General features: G+C 72.9%; 16 protein-coding genes and 1 riboswitch. Of the genes, 11 read left to right on the top strand and 5 right to left on the bottom strand.

Annotated features, from left to right (window positions below; translation table 11 throughout):
- Positions 1-91 precede the first annotated feature (91 nt).
- Positions 92-610: a hypothetical protein gene (locus NP075_RS00260; RefSeq protein WP_227563713.1), complete on the bottom strand. Its 519-nt coding sequence runs from the start codon at positions 608-610 to the stop codon at positions 92-94.
- Positions 611-716: 106 nt separating this feature from the next.
- Entirely contained in the window at positions 717-2,363 is a 1,647-nt protein-coding gene (locus NP075_RS00255; protein WP_227563712.1) for an ABC-F family ATP-binding cassette domain-containing protein, read from the bottom strand.
- 189 nt (positions 2,364-2,552) lie between these two features.
- Between NP075_RS00255 and NP075_RS00250 the strand changes: the two genes are divergently transcribed.
- The gene (locus NP075_RS00250) at positions 2,553-4,322 is read left to right on the top strand and encodes a thiamine pyrophosphate-requiring protein (RefSeq protein WP_227563711.1); all 1,770 of its coding nucleotides are present in this window, start codon (positions 2,553-2,555) and stop codon (positions 4,320-4,322) included.
- 25 nt (positions 4,323-4,347) lie between these two features.
- Here the strand turns inward: NP075_RS00250 and NP075_RS00245 are convergent, their stop codons facing one another.
- Positions 4,348-4,836 carry an NINE protein gene (locus NP075_RS00245; protein WP_227563710.1) on the bottom strand — a complete coding sequence of 163 codons (489 nt, stop codon included), beginning with the start codon at positions 4,834-4,836 and terminating at the stop codon, positions 4,348-4,350.
- 163 nt (positions 4,837-4,999) lie between these two features.
- Positions 5,000-5,074: riboswitch (cyclic di-GMP riboswitch) on the top strand.
- A gap of 114 nt (positions 5,075-5,188) precedes the next feature.
- On the opposite strand from NP075_RS00245, the gene NP075_RS00240 reads away from it, so the two are divergent.
- Positions 5,189-5,575 (top strand): DUF7793 family protein, encoded by a 387-nt coding sequence (locus tag NP075_RS00240; protein WP_227563709.1) that lies wholly within the window; start codon positions 5,189-5,191, stop codon positions 5,573-5,575.
- Between the two features lie 5 nt (positions 5,576-5,580).
- Positions 5,581-6,396, top strand: coding sequence for a diguanylate cyclase domain-containing protein (locus tag NP075_RS00235; RefSeq protein WP_227563708.1), 816 nt, complete (start codon positions 5,581-5,583; stop codon positions 6,394-6,396).
- Positions 6,397-6,415: 19 nt separating this feature from the next.
- On the opposite strand, the gene yiaA is transcribed toward NP075_RS00235, so the two are convergent.
- Positions 6,416-6,877 carry an inner membrane protein YiaA gene (yiaA, locus tag NP075_RS00230; RefSeq protein WP_227563707.1) on the bottom strand — a complete coding sequence of 154 codons (462 nt, stop codon included), beginning with the start codon at positions 6,875-6,877 and terminating at the stop codon, positions 6,416-6,418.
- A gap of 376 nt (positions 6,878-7,253) precedes the next feature.
- On the opposite strand from yiaA, the gene NP075_RS00225 reads away from it, so the two are divergent.
- Positions 7,254-7,460, top strand: a complete 207-nt coding sequence (locus tag NP075_RS00225) for a hypothetical protein (RefSeq protein ID WP_227563706.1) — start codon at positions 7,254-7,256, stop codon at positions 7,458-7,460.
- Positions 7,461-7,663: 203 nt separating this feature from the next.
- Positions 7,664-9,487 (top strand): phosphoenolpyruvate carboxykinase (GTP), encoded by a 1,824-nt coding sequence (locus NP075_RS00220; RefSeq protein ID WP_227563705.1) that lies wholly within the window; start codon positions 7,664-7,666, stop codon positions 9,485-9,487.
- Here the strand turns inward: NP075_RS00220 and NP075_RS00215 are convergent.
- Entirely contained in the window at positions 9,484-10,947 is a 1,464-nt protein-coding gene (locus NP075_RS00215) for a helix-turn-helix transcriptional regulator (RefSeq protein WP_227563704.1), read from the bottom strand. The two genes, NP075_RS00220 and NP075_RS00215, sit on opposite strands and share 4 nt — an antisense overlap.
- Positions 10,948-11,384: 437 nt before the next feature.
- On the opposite strand from NP075_RS00215, the gene aceA reads away from it, so the two are divergent.
- The 6 genes from aceA (at position 11,385) to NP075_RS00185 (ending at position 18,697) form a co-directional block, all read left to right on the top strand.
- A complete protein-coding gene (aceA, locus tag NP075_RS00210) occupies positions 11,385-12,743 on the top strand; it encodes an isocitrate lyase (RefSeq protein WP_227563703.1) in 1,359 nt (452 codons plus the stop codon).
- An 85-nt stretch (positions 12,744-12,828) separates the two neighbouring features.
- The gene (aceB, locus tag NP075_RS00205) at positions 12,829-14,496 is read left to right on the top strand and encodes a malate synthase A (protein WP_227563702.1); all 1,668 of its coding nucleotides are present in this window, start codon (positions 12,829-12,831) and stop codon (positions 14,494-14,496) included.
- 30 nt (positions 14,497-14,526) lie between these two features.
- A complete protein-coding gene (locus NP075_RS00200) occupies positions 14,527-15,171 on the top strand; it encodes an arginase family protein (protein ID WP_227563701.1) in 645 nt (214 codons plus the stop codon).
- A gap of 926 nt (positions 15,172-16,097) precedes the next feature.
- The gene (locus tag NP075_RS00195; RefSeq protein WP_227563700.1) at positions 16,098-17,732 is read left to right on the top strand and encodes a reverse transcriptase family protein; all 1,635 of its coding nucleotides are present in this window, start codon (positions 16,098-16,100) and stop codon (positions 17,730-17,732) included.
- Positions 17,729-18,325, top strand: coding sequence for a hypothetical protein (locus NP075_RS00190; protein WP_227563699.1), 597 nt, complete (start codon positions 17,729-17,731; stop codon positions 18,323-18,325). Before NP075_RS00195 ends, NP075_RS00190 begins: the two co-directional genes overlap by 4 nt.
- Before the next feature lie 63 nt (positions 18,326-18,388).
- Positions 18,389-18,697, top strand: coding sequence for a hypothetical protein (locus NP075_RS00185; protein WP_227563698.1), 309 nt, complete (start codon positions 18,389-18,391; stop codon positions 18,695-18,697).
- Positions 18,698-18,731 lie beyond the last annotated feature (34 nt).

Here is an 18,731-nt window from a genome sequence, read left to right as displayed (position 1 = left end):
GCGTGGCTGTCGCGTCGCAGTCTGTCCGCGCCCCGGCGGGCGGTGTGGGCCCTGGGTCCCGGCACCGCGCCCGCCCGCCGTGGCGAGCGGATCAGCGGCTCTCGGACGGCTCGGGGATCAGCCCGACCGCCGCGCTGAGCACACCCAGGACCAGCGCGGTGCGGGTGTGCGGGTACCGCACCCCGGCCGCCGCGCGTGCCTCTCCGCGGCGGAACACCCACCGCTCGGCGGCGACCGTCGCGACGGTCGAGCCGACCAGCGCCACCGCGGCGGCCGCGCCCATGGCGACCTTGAACCGCACGGACGACCCGGCCCGGACGGCCTCGTCGTCCTGCGCGGCGGCCTCGGTGCCGCCCTCCTGCGCGGCGGCCTCGGTGCCGCCGTCCTGCGCCGCCGCGAGGGCGGCGCGCGCGTCGCGCGCCGACGTGCGCAGCTCGTCCCACTCCTCGCGGGACGTCGGCAGGCTCACCGCGACGACGGGGACCAGGCAGGCCACCTTCGCCCACCCGCGTGCCCGGCGGGAGTGCAGCAGGTCGGGCACGGCGTAGTAGGCGGTCGTGGCCAGCCCGCTCACCACGGCAGCCCGGGCGCGGTCCTTCGGGGTCGTCATGTCGAACCTCCTGGTCGTCGGACCGCCACGCTAACCGGCGCTGACGTGCCCGGGGATCGGTCGCGCGGACGACCGGTCGTCGGCCGCGCGACGGGCGTCGGCCCGGTCAGTCCGGGCGGACCTCGCCGACCCGGCCCTCCTCGACGTGCCAGCGGCGCGTCAGGCGCACGGTGTCGAGCATCCGCCGGTCGTGCGTGACCAGCAGGATCGTGCCGTCGAAGGACTCCATCGCCTGCTCGAGCTGCTCGATGGCCGGCAGGTCGAGGTGGTTGGTCGGCTCGTCCAGGACCAGCAGGTTGACGCCGCGGGCCTGCAGCAGCGCGAGGGCGGCGCGCGTGCGCTCCCCCGGCGACAGCGACGACGCCGGGCGTCCGACCTGGTGCCCGGCGAGCCCGAACTTGGCCAGCAGCGTGCGGACGTCCGCGGTCGTCCAGTCCGGGACCTGGCGGGCGAACGCCTCGCCGACCGGCTCGTCGCCCTCGAACGCGGCGCGCGCCTGGTCCACCTCGCCGACGAGCACGCCGGGCCCGAGCGACGCCGTGCCGGCGTCCGGGGCGAGGCGGCCCAGCAGCAGCGCGAGCAGCGTGGACTTTCCGGACCCGTTCGGCCCGGTGACCGCGACGCGGTCCTGCCAGTCGAGCTGCAGGTCCACGGGCCCGAGGACGAAGTCGCCGCGCCTCACCACCGCGGCCCGCGCGGTCGCGACGACGGCGCCCGAGCGCGGCGCCGTCGCGATGCTCATGCGCAGCTGCCACTCCTTGCGCGGCTCCTCGACGGTCTCCAGGCGCTCGATCATCCGGTCCGTCTGCCGCGCCTTGGCGGCCTGCTTCTCCGACGTCTCGCCGCGGTGGTGCTTGACGTGCTTGTCGTTGTCGCTCGCCTTGCGCCGGGCGTTGCGCACGCCCTTCTCCATCCACGCGCGCTGCATCCGGGCCCGCCCGGCCAGCGCGTCGCGGCGGCTCGCGTAGTCCTCGTACGCCTCGCGCGCCTGGCGGCGGGCGGTCGACCGCTCGTCGAGGTACGCGTCGTACGAGCCGCCGTAGGTGGCGACGCGCTGCAGGCTGCGGTCGATCTCGACCACCGTCGTGACCGTGCGCGCCAGGAACTCGCGGTCGTGGCTGACGACCACGACCGGCGCCTGCGCGCGCTCGACGAACTCCTCGAGGCGGTCGAGACCGTCGGCATCGAGGTCGTTCGTCGGCTCGTCGAGCAGGTAGAGGTCGAAGCGGGACAGCAGCAGCGCCGCGAGGCCGACGCGCGCGGCCTGGCCGCCGGACAGCGCGGTCATCGGCAGGTCGAGGTCGACGCCCAGCCCCAGGTCGTCGGCGACGACGCCGAGCCGCGTGTCGAGGTCCGCACCGCCGAGGGCCATCCACCGCTCGAGGGCGTGGGTGAAGCGGTCGCCCGCGTCGGGCTCGTCGGCCGCCAGCGCGTCCGACGCCGCGTCCATGGCGTGCTGCGCGTCGGCGACCCCGGTGCGCCGCTCGAGGAACGTCCGCACCGTCTCGTCGGCGTGCCGCTCGACCTCCTGCACGAGGTACCCGACCTGCGCCGTGGGGGGCGACAGGGCGATCGAGCCCGCATCCGGAGGCCGCTGACCGGCGAGGATGCGCAGCAGGGTCGTCTTGCCCGCGCCGTTGGGCCCGACCAGCCCGACGACGTCCCCCGGGGCGACGACGAGGTCGAGCCCCGAGAACAGCTGACGGTCGCCGAATGCCGCGGCCACCCCACGGGCCTGGAGTGTCGCGCTCATGCGCCCATCCTCCCGCGTCCCGGGGCCCGACCCCGCACGCGTTCCAGCCGTGCACCCGGCGCCCGCGAGGGGTCGGTCCCGCCGGGAGCGGCGACGTCGCGCGCGGATGCGTCCGCGCGAACCGTCGCGCAGCATGGGTCGCAGGCACCGGCCGCCCCGGCGGTGCCGCACCCGAGGACGGGAGCCGACATGGGCGCGGCGACGGTGGCGGACGGCATCGTGCAGAGGCTGACCGCGTGGGGCGTGGACCGCGTCTTCGGGTTCGCCGGGGACGGCATCGACCCGCTCCTCGCGGCGCTGCACCGGCGCGAGGCCGACGTCGAGCTCGTGACCGCGCGGCACGAGGAGATGGCCGCGTTCATGGCCACGGGGCACGCCAAGTACGGCGGCGGCGTCGGCGTCTGCCTCGCGACGCAGGGCCCGGGCGCCATCCACCTGCTCAACGGCCTGTACGACGCCAAGCTCGACCGCAAGCCCGTCGTGGCGATCGTCGGCCAGATCGTGAGCACGGCCCTGGGCAGCGGCTACCTGCAGGAGGTCGACCTGCACACGCTGTTCAAGGACGTCTGCGCCCAGTACGTGCAGACCGTCGTCTCCCCCGAGCAGCTGCCGCACGTCCTGGACGCCGCGTTCCGCACCGCCCTGGCGACCTCCGGCCCGGCGTGCGTGATCGTGCCGCACGACGTGCAGAAGGCCGACCTGCCCGACGGTGATCAGCATGCGCACGGGCTGGTCAGCTCGTCCACCGCGTTCGCCCGAGGGCACGCGGTGCCGCGCCAGGACGACCTGCGGCGAGCGGCCGACCTGCTGGCCGCCGGCGAGCGCGTCGCGGTGCTCGTCGGCCAGGGCGCCGCGGGCGCGACGGACCAGGTGCGCCGGGTCGTCGAGCGGCTGGGCGCCGGACTCACCACGTCGCTGCTGGGCAAGCCGCTGCTCGACGAGTCGCTGCCGTACCACTGCGGCGTCATGGGGCACCTGGGGACCACCGCGTCGGCGGACCTGATGTCCCGCTGCGACACGCTGCTGATCGTCGGGAGCAATGACCCGTGGACGGAGTTCTACCCGGCCCCGGGTCAGGCGCGTGCCGTGCAGGTCGACGTGACGGGCCGCAACATCGGCACCAAGTACCCGGCCGAGGTCGCGCTCGTCGGGGACGCCGCCGACACCCTGGACGCGCTGCTGCCGCTGCTGCCCGAGCGCACGGGGTGGCGCTCGGAGGTCGAGGTCGCGGTCCGGGAGTGGCACGACGTGGCCGAGCAGCGGGTGCGGCTGCCCGCCGACCCTCTCAACCCCGAGCTCGTGGTGCGCGAGCTGAGCGGCCACCTGCCGGCGGACGCGCAGGTCGCGGTCGACGTCGGCTCCGTCACCTACTGGTACGCCCGGCACCTACGGCTGCCACCGGGCGTGCCCGCTCACCTGTCGAGCACGCTGGCGTCGATGGGTTCGGCGATGCCGTACGGGATCGCCGCGAAGCTGCTGCACCCGGACCGCCCGGTGGTCGCGCTGGCCGGGGACGGGGCGATGCAGATGAACGGCCTGTCCGAGCTGATCACCGTCGCGGCCCGCTGGCGGGACTGGGCGGACCCGCGGTTCGTCGTCCTCGTGCTGCACAACGGCGACCTCGCGGAGGTGACGTGGGAGCAGCGGGAGATGGAGGGCGACCCGCGGTTCGAGACGTCGCAACGGGTGCCGGTGTTCCCGTACGCCGGCTACGCCGAGTTGCTCGGGCTCGTCGGCATCACCGTGCGCAGCCCTCAGGAGCTGGACCACGCGTGGCGCCGCGCGATGGCGGCCGACCGCCCGGTGCTCGTCGAGGCCGTGGTCGACCCCGACGTGCCGCTGCTGGCACCCCGCCAGCCGGAGGAGAAGGTCGAGCAGATGCTGCGCGGCATCGCCCAGGAGCCGGGCAACGAGCGTGCCGCGCAGCGGGTGCGCGAGCAGCGCGCCCACGAGGGCTGATGCCGAGGGCGCCCGGGCCGTCCCGTCAGCCGCGCAGCGGCCGCCCGCGGGCGTCGTGCGCGAAGCGCCCGCGCCGCACGGTCAGCACCAGCAGCCCTTCGGCGAAGCCCCACACCCCCATGACGACGGCGGCGATCCCCAGCGTGAGGAAGCCGCCCACCACCGTGACCGCCAGCATCGTCAGACCGCGGCGCCAGTAGCCGAGGTACAGGCGGTGCAGCCCCAGGCCGCCGAGGAACACCCCCAGCAGCCCGGCGACGACGCGCGACCGCGTCCACGGCCGCACCCTCGCCCACGGGGCCAGCACCCGCGCGAGCCGTCGGGGCGCGGGCGCCACCGGCTCCGTCACGACGTCCTCGACGTCGGCCACCGGCCCCGGCGGGTAACGCACGGTGCTCGACAGCGGCTGGAAGGGCGGGGGCGGCGCGTGCAGCGGTCGACGCGTCACGACGGGCCGCTCGCCGACGTCGTCGTCGTCGAGTCCCAGGTCGGTCCGGTCGATCGTGTCGGTCACGGATGCTCCCGCGGGTGCGTGGCGGATCCTCCCGAGGGTATGCCCGCGTCCCGGATCGCCCAAGCGCCTGCCCGGCCGGCCGGGCAGGTTCTCCCGGAGCGCCACCCCTCGGCACCGGGTGATTCCTCTCATGGAGCACCCTCACCGGGCCGATGCCCCTGGGAAGACGAAAAGGCAAACCCGTCGCGAGGCGGGGACGCAAAGCCACGGGACCCACGCGGTCAGCCGGGCCGCCGAACGAGGGAGCACCTGTGATCAGCCTGCCCACGACCCGGGCCGACGCCCGGCCGACCTGGCCGCGCGAGCGTCGCCACGTCACCCGCACACGCACCGCGAGCCGGGCGGTGACCCGGTGAGCGACGAGGTGGCCGTGTTCACCCACGAGAAGTTCCGCATGTGGCTCCGGTCGGACGGCGTGGTGGAGCTCACCTGGACCCCGCACGTGCCGTCGGGCCTCGAGGACGCGGTCGCGGCGATCGAGGCGATGAGCGGTCTCACCGGTGGTCGGGCCGCACCGCTCCTGGTGCACACGACGGACGCCGGCCCGCAGGACCGGGCGGCGCGGATGGAGTTCGTCCGCCGCCAGGAGATCGTGTCCGCCGTCGCCCTGCTCGTCGGGAACCCGCTCAGTCGCATGATGGCGACGTTCTTCATCAACGTGAGCAGGCCGGAGGTGCCCACGCGGCTGTTCGACGACGCGGACGCCGCCGCCGAGTGGCTCCGGTCACGGCTGGTCTGACGGCGATGGCCGTGTCACCGGAGGCCCACGCCGCTCCGGACCTGGCGGGCCGCCTCGAGGAGGTCGTCCACGTCATCCAGGAGTTCGCCGCCCTGCGGTTCGACGCCCGTGCGACGGTCGGCCGGGCCGGCGACATCGTCGACGCCGTCGCGGCCGGCGTGAACTCGCTCGGTGAGGAGCTCGAGGCGACGTACCGGGAGATCGAGGACCGCATCGCCGAACGCACGGCCGAGCTCGCGATCGCCACCCGCGAGCTGCGCCGCCGAGCGCTCCACGACGACCTGACCGGGCTGGCGAACCGCGCGGCCTTCTGGGAGCGGTTCGCCCACGGCCTGAACGGCGCGGGTCCGCGCGGGAGCGACGTCGCCGTCCTGTTCCTCGACGTGGACGACTTCAAGACGGTGAACGACACCCTCGGCCACGCCGCCGGTGACCAGCTGCTCGTCGAGATGGCGCGACGCCTCACGGACGAGCTGCGAGCAGGGGACGTCGCCGCCCGGGTGGGCGGGGACGAGTTCCTCGTCCTGCTCGACGAGATCCCCACGGCGGAGGCGGCGCTGGCCGTGGCGCACCGCGTCCACGACAGGCTCCGGGCACCGTACGACCTCGGGCCGCACCGACGCACGACGACGACCAGCATCGGCGTGGCCGTGGGGTCGGACGCGCTCACCACGCCCGACGCCATCGTCGCCGCGGCCGATGCGGCGATGTACGACGCGAAGCGCAGCGGCCGAGGGACGTGCGTCCTCTACAGCAGGGAGCGCCACGGCGAGCCGATGTTCGTCGACGGTGGAGCGTCCCGGCCCTCGCTGCCGGCATGACCGTCAGCGGCCGCGCCGGTCACTGGTGCCAGACGGTCGCCTGCACCTCCGGCTCGGCGGGCGTCGGACGCGGCGCGGGCCCGGCCGCGGCCAGGTCGCGGATGTTCTTCTGCACGGCGATGACGGCGAACAGCGCCATCGTGTAGCCGAGCCCGTAGAAGCCCTTCTCCGACAGCGTCAGCGTCGAGTTGACCAGGCCCACGGCCACGAGCAGCAGGGACACCAGGACCATGCTCCAGGACAGCCCGAGGAAGATCCCGGTGACGGGCACGCCCTCGGCGCGGTCCCGGACGGACTTCTGCAGCGCGATCGCCGAGTACAGGCCGAGCAGCAGGAGCGTGCCGTAGAAGCCCTTCTCGGACAGCAGCATCTTCGCGTTCCACAGGCCGATGGCGAACGCGCTGACGGCGATGATCAGGGCCACCCACGACGCGCCGACGAATGCGGCGGTGGGTCGGGCGGGGACGGGGTGCTGCGACATGGGGGCACTCCGGTGGTCGGGGCGCCGGCACCCTGCCGGCAGTCGGACGATGGTCCCGGGCCAGGGCTCCGGCCGCAAGGACCTGGGCGTCCCGGCACCCGGATGCGTCCGTCGTGCGCGGGGTGAAGTAGACGAAGAACAGGAAGACCGTGGACAGCAGCGCGTCGGACGGCGTGCTGAGCACCGTCCGGGCGTCCCCGGGCGTGCAGGGCCGTGCAGGTGACGCCGCCGAGGACCACGGTCGTCGCGGTGGAGCCGGTGAGGGCGTACACGAACACCATGGCGGGCAGCACGGCCCCTGCCAGGTACAGCACGAAGGTGGCCGGCAGACCGAGCAGGTACTGCCGCGGCGACAGCACGCCGACCACCGTCGAGGGTGGGCGACCTCGGCATCGACGTCGACGTGCACGTCTTGCGGGTGGGGCGCGACGGCAACGCGGGTGCCGACGTCCGGCTCGGCGCCGCGGTCCTGCTCACGAGCACCGACCCCGACGGGCTCGCGCACGACGTCGACGTCCTGAGCAGCGCTGCGTGGTTGCGCGCGGCGGACGCCGACGTCCGGGGTGCGTTGGCGCCTCGCTGACGACCGGCCGCACCAGGTCCGCGACGTGCGCCGCTGCCCCGTCCTCTTCCGCTGCCGGGAAGATCCCCCGGACTTCTCCCCCCGCGCGACTCGCCGCGGCGCTCCCGCGGGTCCACGGTGGAGATGCGGCTCCGGTGCGGTGCCGCATCTGCACGGACCACGGCCACGGCGGCGACGCCGTGCCGCACGGGAAGGGACGGACGATGACGACGCTCGAGACCCCGGCCACGGCGACCTACGCCCCGACGCCCCACGCGGACCTGCGCGCCTGGGTCGCGGCGACGGCGGCGCTGACGCTGCCCGACGAGGTCGTCTGGTGCGACGGCTCGCCCGAGGAGTACGCGCGGCTGTGCGAGCTGCTCGTCGCCCAGGGCACGTTCGTGCGGCTGGACCCGCAGCGCCGTCCCCGCAGCTTCCTGGCGCGCTCCGCGCCGGACGACGTGGCGCGCGTCGAGAGCCGCACCTTCATCTGCTCGCAGCGCGAGGCGGACGCCGGCCCGACGAACAACTGGCGCGACCCCGCCGCGATGCGGGCTGAGCTGCGCGGCGTCTTCGCCGGCTCGATGCGCGGGCGGACCATGTACGTCGTGCCGTTCGCGATGGGTGCGGTCGGCTCACCGCTCGCCGAGTACGGCGTGGAGCTGACGGACTCCCCGTACGTCGCGGTGAGCATGCACCTGATGACGCGCGTGGGGACGGCCGTGCTGGAGCACCTCGGGTCCGACGGCGCGTTCGTCCCGGCCGTCCACAGCGTCGGCGCACCCCTGGCACCGGGCGACGACGACGTGCCGTGGCCGTGCAACCCCACCAAGTACGTCGTGCACTTCCCCGAGACCCGCGAGATCTGGTCGTACGGCTCCGGGTACGGCGGCAACGCGCTGCTGGGCAAGAAGTGCTTCGCGCTGCGGATCGCGTCCGTCATGGGCCGCGACGAGGGCTGGCTCGCCGAGCACATGCTGCTGCTGCGGCTGACGTCACCGCAGGGGCGCGCCTTCCACGTCGCCGCGGCCTTCCCGTCGGCGTGCGGCAAGACGAACCTGGCGATGCTCAGCCCGACGCTGCCCGGCTGGACGGCGCAGACGATCGGCGACGACATCGCGTGGATGCGGCCGGGGCCCGACGGGCGGCTGCGGGCCATCAACCCCGAGGCCGGGTTCTTCGGCGTCGCCCCCGGCACGGGGCCGCGCACCAACCCCGCCGCGGTCGAGATGGTCGCGAGCGACACGATCTTCACGAACGTCGCGCTGACCGACGACGGCGACGTGTGGTGGGAGGGCCTGACGCCCGAGCCGCCGGCCCACCTCGTCGACTGGCGGGGCCAGGACTGGACGCCCGACGCGGGCCGGCCCGCCGCCCACCCGAACTCCCGGTTCACGGTCCGCGCGGACCGCTGCCCGACGATCGCCCCGGACTGGGACGACCCCGAGGGCGTGCCCGTCGACGCGATCCTGTTCGGGGGCCGTCGTCCGTCGACCGTGCCCCTGGTGGTGCAGGCGCGCGACTGGGCGCACGGGGTGCTGCTGGGCGCCACCGTGTCCTCCGAGCAGACCGCGGCCGCCGAGGGCACCGTCGGTGAGCTGCGGCGCGACCCGTTCGCCATGCTGCCGTTCTGCGGGTACCACGTGGCCGACCACTGGGCGCACTGGCTGCGCGTCGGCGAGCGGCTGGGGGCCGGCGCGCCCGCGGTGTTCTGCGTCAACTGGTTCCGCACCGACGCCGACGGGCGGTACCTGTGGCCGGGGTTCGGGGACAACGTCCGCGTACTGGCGTGGGCGCTGGGACGGCTCGACGGGTCGTCGGCCGCGGTCGACACGCCCGTCGGCCTGGTGCCCGCCCCGGGCGCGCTCGACGTCACCGGGACGGACGTCGACGACGACGGGCTCGCAGCGCTGCTGGACGTGCCGACGGATGCGTGGCGCCAGGAGGTGGCGCGCACCGCTGCCTGGTTCGACGAGGTGGGGGAGCGCGTGCCGGCCGCGGTGCGGGACGCGCTGACCGATGTCGAGCAGCGCCTCTGGCGGGCCTAGGACCGAGGCGCGTGCCGCTCGAGGAACTCGTACACCTCGGTCTGGTCCACGCCGGGGAACACGCCCACCGGCAGCGCGGCCAGCAGCGACGCGTGCGGCCGCGCGCTCGGGAACGCCTGGTCCTCCCAGCGGCTCGCGAGCGCGCGGGGCGCCTCCCGGCAGCACGACGCGTCCGGGCAGCGCGACGCCGAGCGCTCCGTCGTCTCGCGCCCGCGGAACCAGCGGACGTGCGCGAAGGGCGTCCCGACGCTCACGGAGAAGGCACCCTGGGAGGACCCCTGCACGCGCGACGTGCACCAGAAGGTGCCCGACGACGTGTCCGTGTACTGGTAGTACGGGCTGAACCGGTCGTCGAGCGTGAACACCACGCGCGCCGTCCACTGCCGGCACACGGGCTGCCCCTCGATCGCCCCCAGCGGGTCCGACGGGAACACGACGCCGTCGTTCTCGTACGCCTTGTGCAGCGTGCCGCCCTCGTGGACCTTCATGAAGTGCACCGGGATCTGCAGGTGCCGCGTGGCGAGGTTGGTGAAGCGGTGGGCCGCCGTCTCGTACGGCACGGCGTAGGTGTCGCGCAGGTCCTCCACCGACAGCCGCCGCTCGGCCTTGGCCTCGCCGAGGAACGCCACGGCCGACGCCTCCGGGATCATCAGCGCCGCGGCCAGGTAGTTCGCCTCCACGCGCTGGCGCAGGAAGTCCGCGTAGTCGACGGGCTCGGAGTGCCCCAGCACGTGCGACGCGACCGCCTGCAGCAGCGGCGAGCGTGAGTCGTTGTGCGCGGCACCGGCCTGCGGCAGGTAGATGCGCCCGTGCGCGAGGTCCGTGACCGTGCGCGTCGAGTGCGGCAGGTCGGCGACGTAGTGCAGCGTGAAGCCCAGGTGCGCGGCGATCTCCGCGGTCGCGCGCTGCGACAGCGGGCCGCCGTGGTGCCCGACCGCGTCGAGCAGGGTCCGCGCGTGCTCCTCGAGCTCGGGGAAGTAGTTGTCCTGGGCGCGCATCCGGGCCCGCAGCTCGGTGTTCGCGCGCCGCGCCTCCTCGGGCGTCGCCGCGTTCTCCGTCAGCAGCCGCTGCACCTGGTCCTGCAGCGCGACCAGCGCCTCGAGCGCGTCGGACGGCAGGGAGCGACCCACCTTCACCGTCGGCATGCCGAGGCTGGCGAACAGCGGGCCACGCTGCGCCCGCTCGAGCTCCACCTCGAGCGCGGCGCGGCGCGTCGGGGGCTCGGGGCTGAGCAGGTCGCGCAGCGGGACACCGAGCGCGTCGGCCACCTGCGCCAGCAGCGACAGCTTGGGCTCGCGGTGCCCGTTCTCCAGCATCGACACCTGCGACGGCGCCCGGCCGATGGCGCGCCCGAGGTCGTCGAGCGTCATGCCCCGCGCGGTGCGCAGGTGGCGCACCAGCCGTCCGAGCACGAGCGTGTCGAGCCCGGCGCCGCCGACCGCGCCGCCGGCCTCGACCACCCGCCCCCGAGAGGTCGGTCCAGCCCTCGACGCCGTGCCCGGCGCGATACGGGCGGGCGAGGGGTCGGTCGCACGTCGGGGGTCCGGGGTCCGGGGCGTCGTCGTCGTCACCGAGCCAGCGTCACACCGTGGGAACGATCCCGTCCAGGAGAAGTACCTCGATCCTTCCCGGGCCGGGCGCCTGACCTGGGTGGATGTGCCGATCTTCCGCCCTGAACCGGCCGATCCGCTGGGAAGAACCGTCGCCCTTCACACCCAGCGGTCGGAGCCGCGTCACGACCCACGTCTGTTGCGTGCTGCGGAAGAGTCCCCGATCTTCCGCAGCCGCGACCGCCCCACAGCCCTCGTCGAGCAGGCACGTTGGTCGTGGGACGCCGCCCGGCTCCCCGACCGGACGCCCTCCGGGGCGACGCACCGACGACGCGAGAGGCACGACGATGACCGCTCCCACCACCCCGCTGGACGACCTGCAGGCCCCCACCGCCGCCGTCGCGGGTGCGGTCGACGTCCGTCCCGGCGCGCAGACCCGCACCGCCGAGGACCTCGAGCACGAGTGGCGCACCGACCGGCGCTGGGCCGGCATCGAGCGACGGCACACGGGCGCCGACGTCGTGCGGCTGCGCGGCTCGGTCCGGGAGGACCCCACCCTGGCCCGGCGCGGCGCCGAGCGCCTGTGGGAGCTGCTGCACACCCGCACGCACGTGCCGGCGCTCGGGGCGCTGACGGGCAACCAGGCCGTCCAGCAGGTCCGCGCGGGGCTCGAGGCGATCTACCTGTCCGGCTGGCAGGTCGCCGCCGACGCGAACCTGTCGGGCCAGACGTACCCCGACCAGTCGCTCTACCCGGCCAACTCCGTGCCGGCCGTCGTGCGGCGCATCAACAACGCACTGCTGCGGGCGGACCAGATCGACGTCGCCGAGAACGGCACGCCGACGCGTGACTGGCTCGCGCCGATCGTCGCCGACGCCGAGGCCGGATTCGGCGGCCCGCTCAACGCGTACGAGCTGATGCACGCGATGATCGCCGCCGGTGCCGCGGGCGTGCACTGGGAGGACCAGCTCGCCGCGGAGAAGAAGTGCGGCCACCTGGGCGGCAAGGTCCTGGTCCCGACGTCGCAGCACGTGCGCACGCTGTCCGCGGCACGGCTCGCGGCCGACGTGGCCGGCGCCCCGACGGTCGTCGTCGCCCGCACCGACTCCCTCGGTGCGGACCTGCTGACGTCCGACGTCGACGAGCGCGACCAGGAGTTCCTCACGGGCGAGCGCACGGCCGAGGGGTACTTCCGGGTCCGCCCGGGCCTCGACGCGGTGGTCGCACGGGCGCAGGCGTACGCACCGCACGCCGACCTCATCTGGGTCGAGACGGCGACGCCGGACGTCGCGCTGGCCGTCGAGTTCGCCGAGCGGATCCACGAGACGTTCCCCGGCAAGCTCCTCGCCTACAACTGCTCGCCGTCGTTCAACTGGCGCGCGCACCTCGACGACGCGCAGATCGCCCGGTTCCAGCGCGAGCTGGCGGCCCACGGGTACGCGTTCCAGTTCATCACCCTCGCCGGCTTCCACGCCCTCAACGAGTCGATGTTCACGCTCGCCCGCGGCTACGCCGAGCGCGGCATGAGCGCCTACGTCGACCTGCAGACGGCCGAGCTCGCCGCCGAGGCCGACGGCTACACCGCGACCCGCCACCAGCGGGAGGTCGGCACGGGCTACTTCGACCAGGTCGCCACCGCGATCAGCCCCGACAGCGCCACCCTCGCGCTGGCCGGCTCCACCGAGACGGCCCAGTTCCGCCACTGACCCGCCCGGCCCGACCTCTCGCGGCACGCCGCTCGACCCTCCCGCAGAGGTCCCCTCCACGCTGACCACGAACCAGGAGAACGCCATGACCCTCACCGACACGTCGCCCCGGGCGGCGAGCCTGACCTCGCCGTTCGCGCACCCCCGGCTGACCGTGACCGGGCCCCCGGTCGAGGGCACCGACCTGGTGCTGTCGCCCGAGGCGATGGACTTCCTCACCGCCCTGCACGAGCGCTTCTCGGGTGGGCGGCACGAGCTGCTGCTCGCCCGGCAGCGGCGCCGCGAGCGGTTCGCCAACGGCGCGGACCCCGGCTTCCTGCCGCTGACGGCGCACATCCGCGCCGACCGGACGTGGCGCGTCGCCGGCCCGGGGCCGGGCCTGACGGACCGGCGCGTCGAGATCACGGGCCCGACCGACCGCAAGATGACCGTCAACGCGCTGAACTCCGGGGCGAAGGTGTGGCTCGCCGACCACGAGGACGCCATGAGCCCCACGTGGACGAACGCGATCTCGGGCCAGGTGAACCTGTACGACGCGATCCGCGGGCAGGTCGACTTCACGACGCCCGAGGGCAAGGAGTACCGGGTCGGTGTGACGACGCCGACCATCGTCTTCCGCCCCCGCGGCTGGCACCTCACCGAGAAGCACGTGCAGCTCACCGACCGTGCCGGCCAGTCGTGCGCGGCCTCCGCGTCGCTGTTCGACGCCGGGCTCTACCTGTTCCACAACGCGCAGGCGCTGATCGACGCGGGGCGCGGCCCGTACCTGTACCTGCCGAAGATCGAGGGTCACCTCGAGGCGCGGCTGTGGGACGACGTCTTCCGCTTCACCGAGACGTACCTGGGCCTGCGGCACGGGACGATCCGCGCGACGGTGCTCATCGAGACGATCACGGCCGCGTTCGAGATGGAGGAGATCCTCTACGAGCTGCGCGACCACTGCGCGGGCCTGAACGCCGGACGCTGGGACTACATCTTCAGCATCATCAAGAGCTTCCGTGCCCGCGGGCCGCGGTTCGTCCTGCCGGACCGCGGCCGCGTGACGATGACGGTGCCGTTCATGAAGGCGTACACCGAGCTGCTCGTCGCGACGTGCCACCGCCGCGGTGCGCAGGCGATCGGCGGCATGAGCGCGTTCATCCCGAACCGCCGCGAGCCCGACGTGACGGCCCGCGCCCTGGAGCAGGTCCGCGCCGACAAGGAGCGCGAGGCCGGCCAGGGCTACGACGGCACGTGGGTCGCCCACCCCGACCTGGTGCCCGTGGCGCGCGAGGTCTTCGACACCGCCTTCGGAGACCGCACCGACCAGCGGCACCGCCTGCGCGAGGACGTGCAGGTCACCGCGGCCGACCTGCTCGACATCCCGTCCGCGGGCGGGGCGCAGCCCGGCGCCGTCACCGACGCGGGGCTCCGGCAGAACGTGTCGGTCGCCGTGCGGTACCTCGAGGCGTGGCTGCGAGGGCTCGGCGCCGTGGCCATCGACAACCTCATGGAGGACGCCGCGACGGCGGAGATCTCCCGGTCGCAGGTGTGGCAGTGGGTGCACCAGGGCACGACGACCGCCGAGGGCACGGTGATCGACGCCCCGACCGTCCGTGAGGTGCTCGCGGACGTCCTCACCGACGTCGAGCGCCGCGAGGGCGACCGCTTCGACGACGCCGCCGCGCTGTTCGGCGAGGTCGCCCTCGCGGACGACTTCCCGACCTTCCTCACCATCCCCGCCTACACCCGGCACCTGGTGACGCGGGCCTGATGGGGGCCGGTCCCGGGCGTGCGGTCAAGTGTGCTCGCAGGCAACTGCGGGGTGACGCTCGGGGTCGTCGCCGGCCTGCGTGCCCTCGCGCCCGAGCGGCGCGTGGCGGTCCTGTGGCTCGACGCCCACGGCGACCTGCAGACGCCCGCGACGTCGGCGAGCGGGTTCTTCGACGGGATGAGCCTGGCGATGACCACGGGCCGGTGCCGGCAAGGACTCGCCGCGAGCGTGCCCGGGTACGCGCCGTCGCCCGACGAGCGCACGGTGCTCGTCGGCGGCCACCAGCTCGACGAGGCCGAGCGCCGGCTCCTTGACGGCCCCGGACCGACGTGGTTGACCGTGGCCGACGTCCGGGCGGGGCGGGCGGGCAGCGTGCTCGACCGGGTGCTCGCGCACGCGGACGCGGTGCTCGCGCACGCGGACGCGGTGCACGTGCACGTGCACGTCGACCTCGACGTGCACGACACGTCCCTCCCACCGGCGAACTCCTGCGCCGCGCCGGGTGACCTCACGCCCGACGAGGTGCGCGCCACGGTGCTCGAGGCCGTCACGCGACTCCCGCTCGCGTCGGCGACCGTCGCCTCGTGGGACCCGACCCACGACGTCGACGACCGCATGCGTGACGCAGCCCTGCGCCTGCTGGAGCTCCTGGGCACGCGGGCTCCGGCCCTGTGAGCCCGGGCGACCACCTCCAGCCCGACCCCTGGCACGTCGAGCTCGGAGAAGAACCGTCGCCCGAACCGCTCGACCGGCATACCTCGACCAGAGGCCGGCGGCGCCTGCCGCGGGCGACCGCCTGAGAGTCCACACCTGTTCGCCCGGCCACCGCCGGGCCGCGTCCGTGAGCAGCCCAGAGCAGCCCCATGCACCCCCGGAACCACGAAGCGCCCGGTCAGAGAACCCTGACCGGGAGCTTCGGTACTGCTCGAGCGGTTCCTTTCGGAACCACCCACCTGTGGGTGGTTCGCGAATCTAGCTGACATGGGACGCGCCTCCACCTCGGAGAGCCCAAGGCACACCTTGGGGCGGGGTCCAGGCGCACCCTCGACGAAGAAGCTGTGTCTACGTCGGCAGTGAGCGCCTCCTTGCGTCTCTCAGCGTCCCCGCTGAAGCAGCAGATGAATGGACCCCGCATCGTCCGCCACCTATCGAGAGTGGGGAACGTACCCCGCACGGCTCGTTCGTTCTCCCCTGCGTCGCCCGCACGCCTGCGGCGGTCCGGATCCGGGCTGGAGGCGAGTCCGCTCATGTGCCACATCGTGACGTAACAACGCCAGCAGAGTCTCGCGGTTGGACGAAGCAATTGCATGGCACCACCGTGCGCGGAGAACCGACCTCGAACGCGATCGCCGGCCCTTGGCGTGGCAGTCGACTCGATGGGCATGTCCTTCCGCAACCACCCTCTCTGGGTGGTCCTCGAGAGCCGCTGACCTCGCGCAACGCGCCCGCTCGCGTTGGCCCAGGCACGCCTTCGGGAGCGCCACACGCACACCACTAGGCACTGCAGGTCACGGCGGGTCTGACGACATCGCGACTCCCCTCCAGCGATCCGTTGTCCTGAACACCGTCCGGACCCTGTGGACGTCAGGCACGATGGCCGCATGCAACTCCCTGACATCGCTGCCGCCTCACCCGAGGCGCTCGGCGAAGCCGTCTCGAAGGAGCTGTCCACCCACCACCGGCTCTTGCCACCGCGGCACGACTACGGAGCGTTGCTAGGTCACGTCGAGGCGATCACTCGCTTGATGAAGGGCGTCGCCGCGCGCCCGTCAATCGAGCCAGCGCGGGGTGACGTCATCTTCGCGCGCAAGGGCTGGCGGGGTAGCCGGCCGCTAACGGTGATGGCGCTACACGACGCCGTCGTCTACCGCTTTCTGTGCGACCGCCTCGCAGTGCAACTACCGGAGCGCCTCAGGTCGCGACCTCCCGCCCGGGAGTTCAAGGAGTTGCTGCTGAGTGAGGAGGACGTGACCCACATCGCCGTCACCGACGTGACCGCGTACTACGAGTTCGTCGACCACGGTCTCCTCGCCGACGAACTCGTCGCGCAGACCGGTGACGAGCCGCTGGTGGTGCAGTTGCTCACGGCCCTGCGCGGCGTCATGGGCCGCGATCTCGGGCTCCCGCAGATCCACCAGTCGAGCGACATCCTGGGCGACACCTACATCGATCCCGTACGGCGCCGCCTGCGCCGGCACGGGTTCAAGACTCTCTCGTACTCGGACGACTTCCGCATCGGCGCGACGACGCTGAGCGAGGCGAAACGCGCCCTTGAGGTGTGCTCCGCGGAGATGCGTCTGCTCGGCCTCGTTCAGAACGAGCGCAAGACATTTACCTGGTCTCGGGAACGATATCAAGAAGATCTCGGTTCCTTTGCAGCGGCGGAGCGCGGACTGTTCGAAGGCGTCGATGTGCTGCAAGACTTCTGGGTCGACCTATACGGAGAAGAAGAGGAACTCGCCGAAGCCGCTTCACTCGCAGCGAACCCTCTCGGCGGCGGCATCGACGAAGGTGACGTCGATTTCGACACGCCAGGCCCTGCGTCGATCCCGAAGTATGACGTCACGCCCACCCTCCTGAGCGCGGCAGAGAGAGCTCTTGAGATATGGCTTGACGAAGGCGAGGACGACGACACACAGTCGCGCAAGGGCGCCGCGATCACGCAGTCGCTCCTTGGACGTGCACTCCCCATCCTCGGCGCTGGCGGGTCGTCCGGACCCCTCGCCAACGCCAGCGCAATCCTCCTGTACGAGCCGGCCCTAACCCCCCAGTTTGCGTCGTATCTCATCCAATACTCGAAGCGCAACGGGGACCGACGAGTCGAGGTACGGGATGCCCTCGACGAGATCGTCGACAAGGCGGTCTTGAGCGACTGGCAGGCGATCTGGATCGCCTACGTTGCCGGATTCCTGCGGGGCAGTCAGGCCTCGCGGCCACACGTTAGGTGGTTGCACTGGGCCGTGGAGCACGGTCGCGATGCCGTCGCGGCGCATGCAGCCGCGGCGTTGGGAAGCATCGGCCGCGGGGATCCGGAAACACTTGCCATGGGTGTTGGGCGCGTGGGTCCGGTTTGGCGAAGCTTGGCGCTCTGGGGGCTAGCTCGGATCTCCACGCAGCTCGCTGAGGAAGTTGCGGAAGACGGCATCGAGCGTGTGCTCGTCGGACGGCCCGACGGTCACGGCCCGCAGGGACGCAGCGCTGCTCGGCCGCGCCGTCAGCGGGCGAAGCGTTCATGATCCCCTACGTCCTCACCGAGGAGGCCGAGGAGTCCTGCGCACAGATCCGCCGCGCGCTGGCCGCGCACCTTTCCGAGGCTCGTCGCCCGGTCGTTCCGGTCGGGGGCCGCCGCCTCCGCGCTCAACGCCATGACCGGACAGCCGAGCAGAGGGAAGCAACACTAGTCCGGATTATGTCAATTACAGAGGCGTTTTGCGCCGATAGACTGCTCACTGAGGTCGAGGACGATATCCGGCCAAGAAACCAAGGGGCCCTCGCTCAAATATGGAACACGTCCTCGACGGCCGCGGTATCAAGCTGGTCAAACCAGCAGAAGTACTACAAAGAATGGCTCAGAGTCACAGCAATCGACTGGGGCTACATCAACAGCCTTGCTATCGCCCGAAATGCGATAACGCACGGCCTGGGTAGGCTCACCCGTCAGCAGTTGCTCAAGCGCGAAAGTAACGTATCCAAGCTCAACAGCATCGACATCAACGTGATTCAGGAGCGCATCCAGATAACCGAGGCAAATCTGCGCGATATTGCTTCCCGCTGCGTCGCTCACATCACATCGGTCGACGAGAAAGTCAGCATGCGGGTTCGCCTTTAGGTTTCTTGCCGGGCGTACCGCAGCTGCCAATGTTGGCTTGTCGACCCACGGCACACTCCTCGCGTGATGAACGACGACTCATCGCCGACCGGTGGCGCCAGCCGCGACGGAACGCGCTCACCAGCCCCGAACAGCACCCGTCCGGCAGAGCTGGCATCGCCCGCGGGCGACTCCGCCGCCGCCGAGGGTCCCCCGGTCTGGTTCCTGGACGTCGACGGCGTCTTGAACATCGACACCGACGAGCTCGCCATCGCCGACGTCCAGTCGTGGCCGCCTGGTCGGGAGCTACTGCTCGCGCCGGATCCGCATCTTGGCCTGACCGTTGCTGATCTCGACTTGATCGAAGCGTTCGCCCGCGGACACAAGCCGTGAGCGCTAGGGCGCCGCGTTGCCGTGGACGAGCGGG

This window comes from Cellulomonas wangsupingiae, assembly GCF_024508275.1.
GTDB lineage: Bacteria > Actinomycetota > Actinomycetes > Actinomycetales > Cellulomonadaceae > Cellulomonas > Cellulomonas wangsupingiae.
Note: the sequence above shows the minus strand (reverse complement) of the source record. Positions and strands in the feature narration are given on the sequence as shown.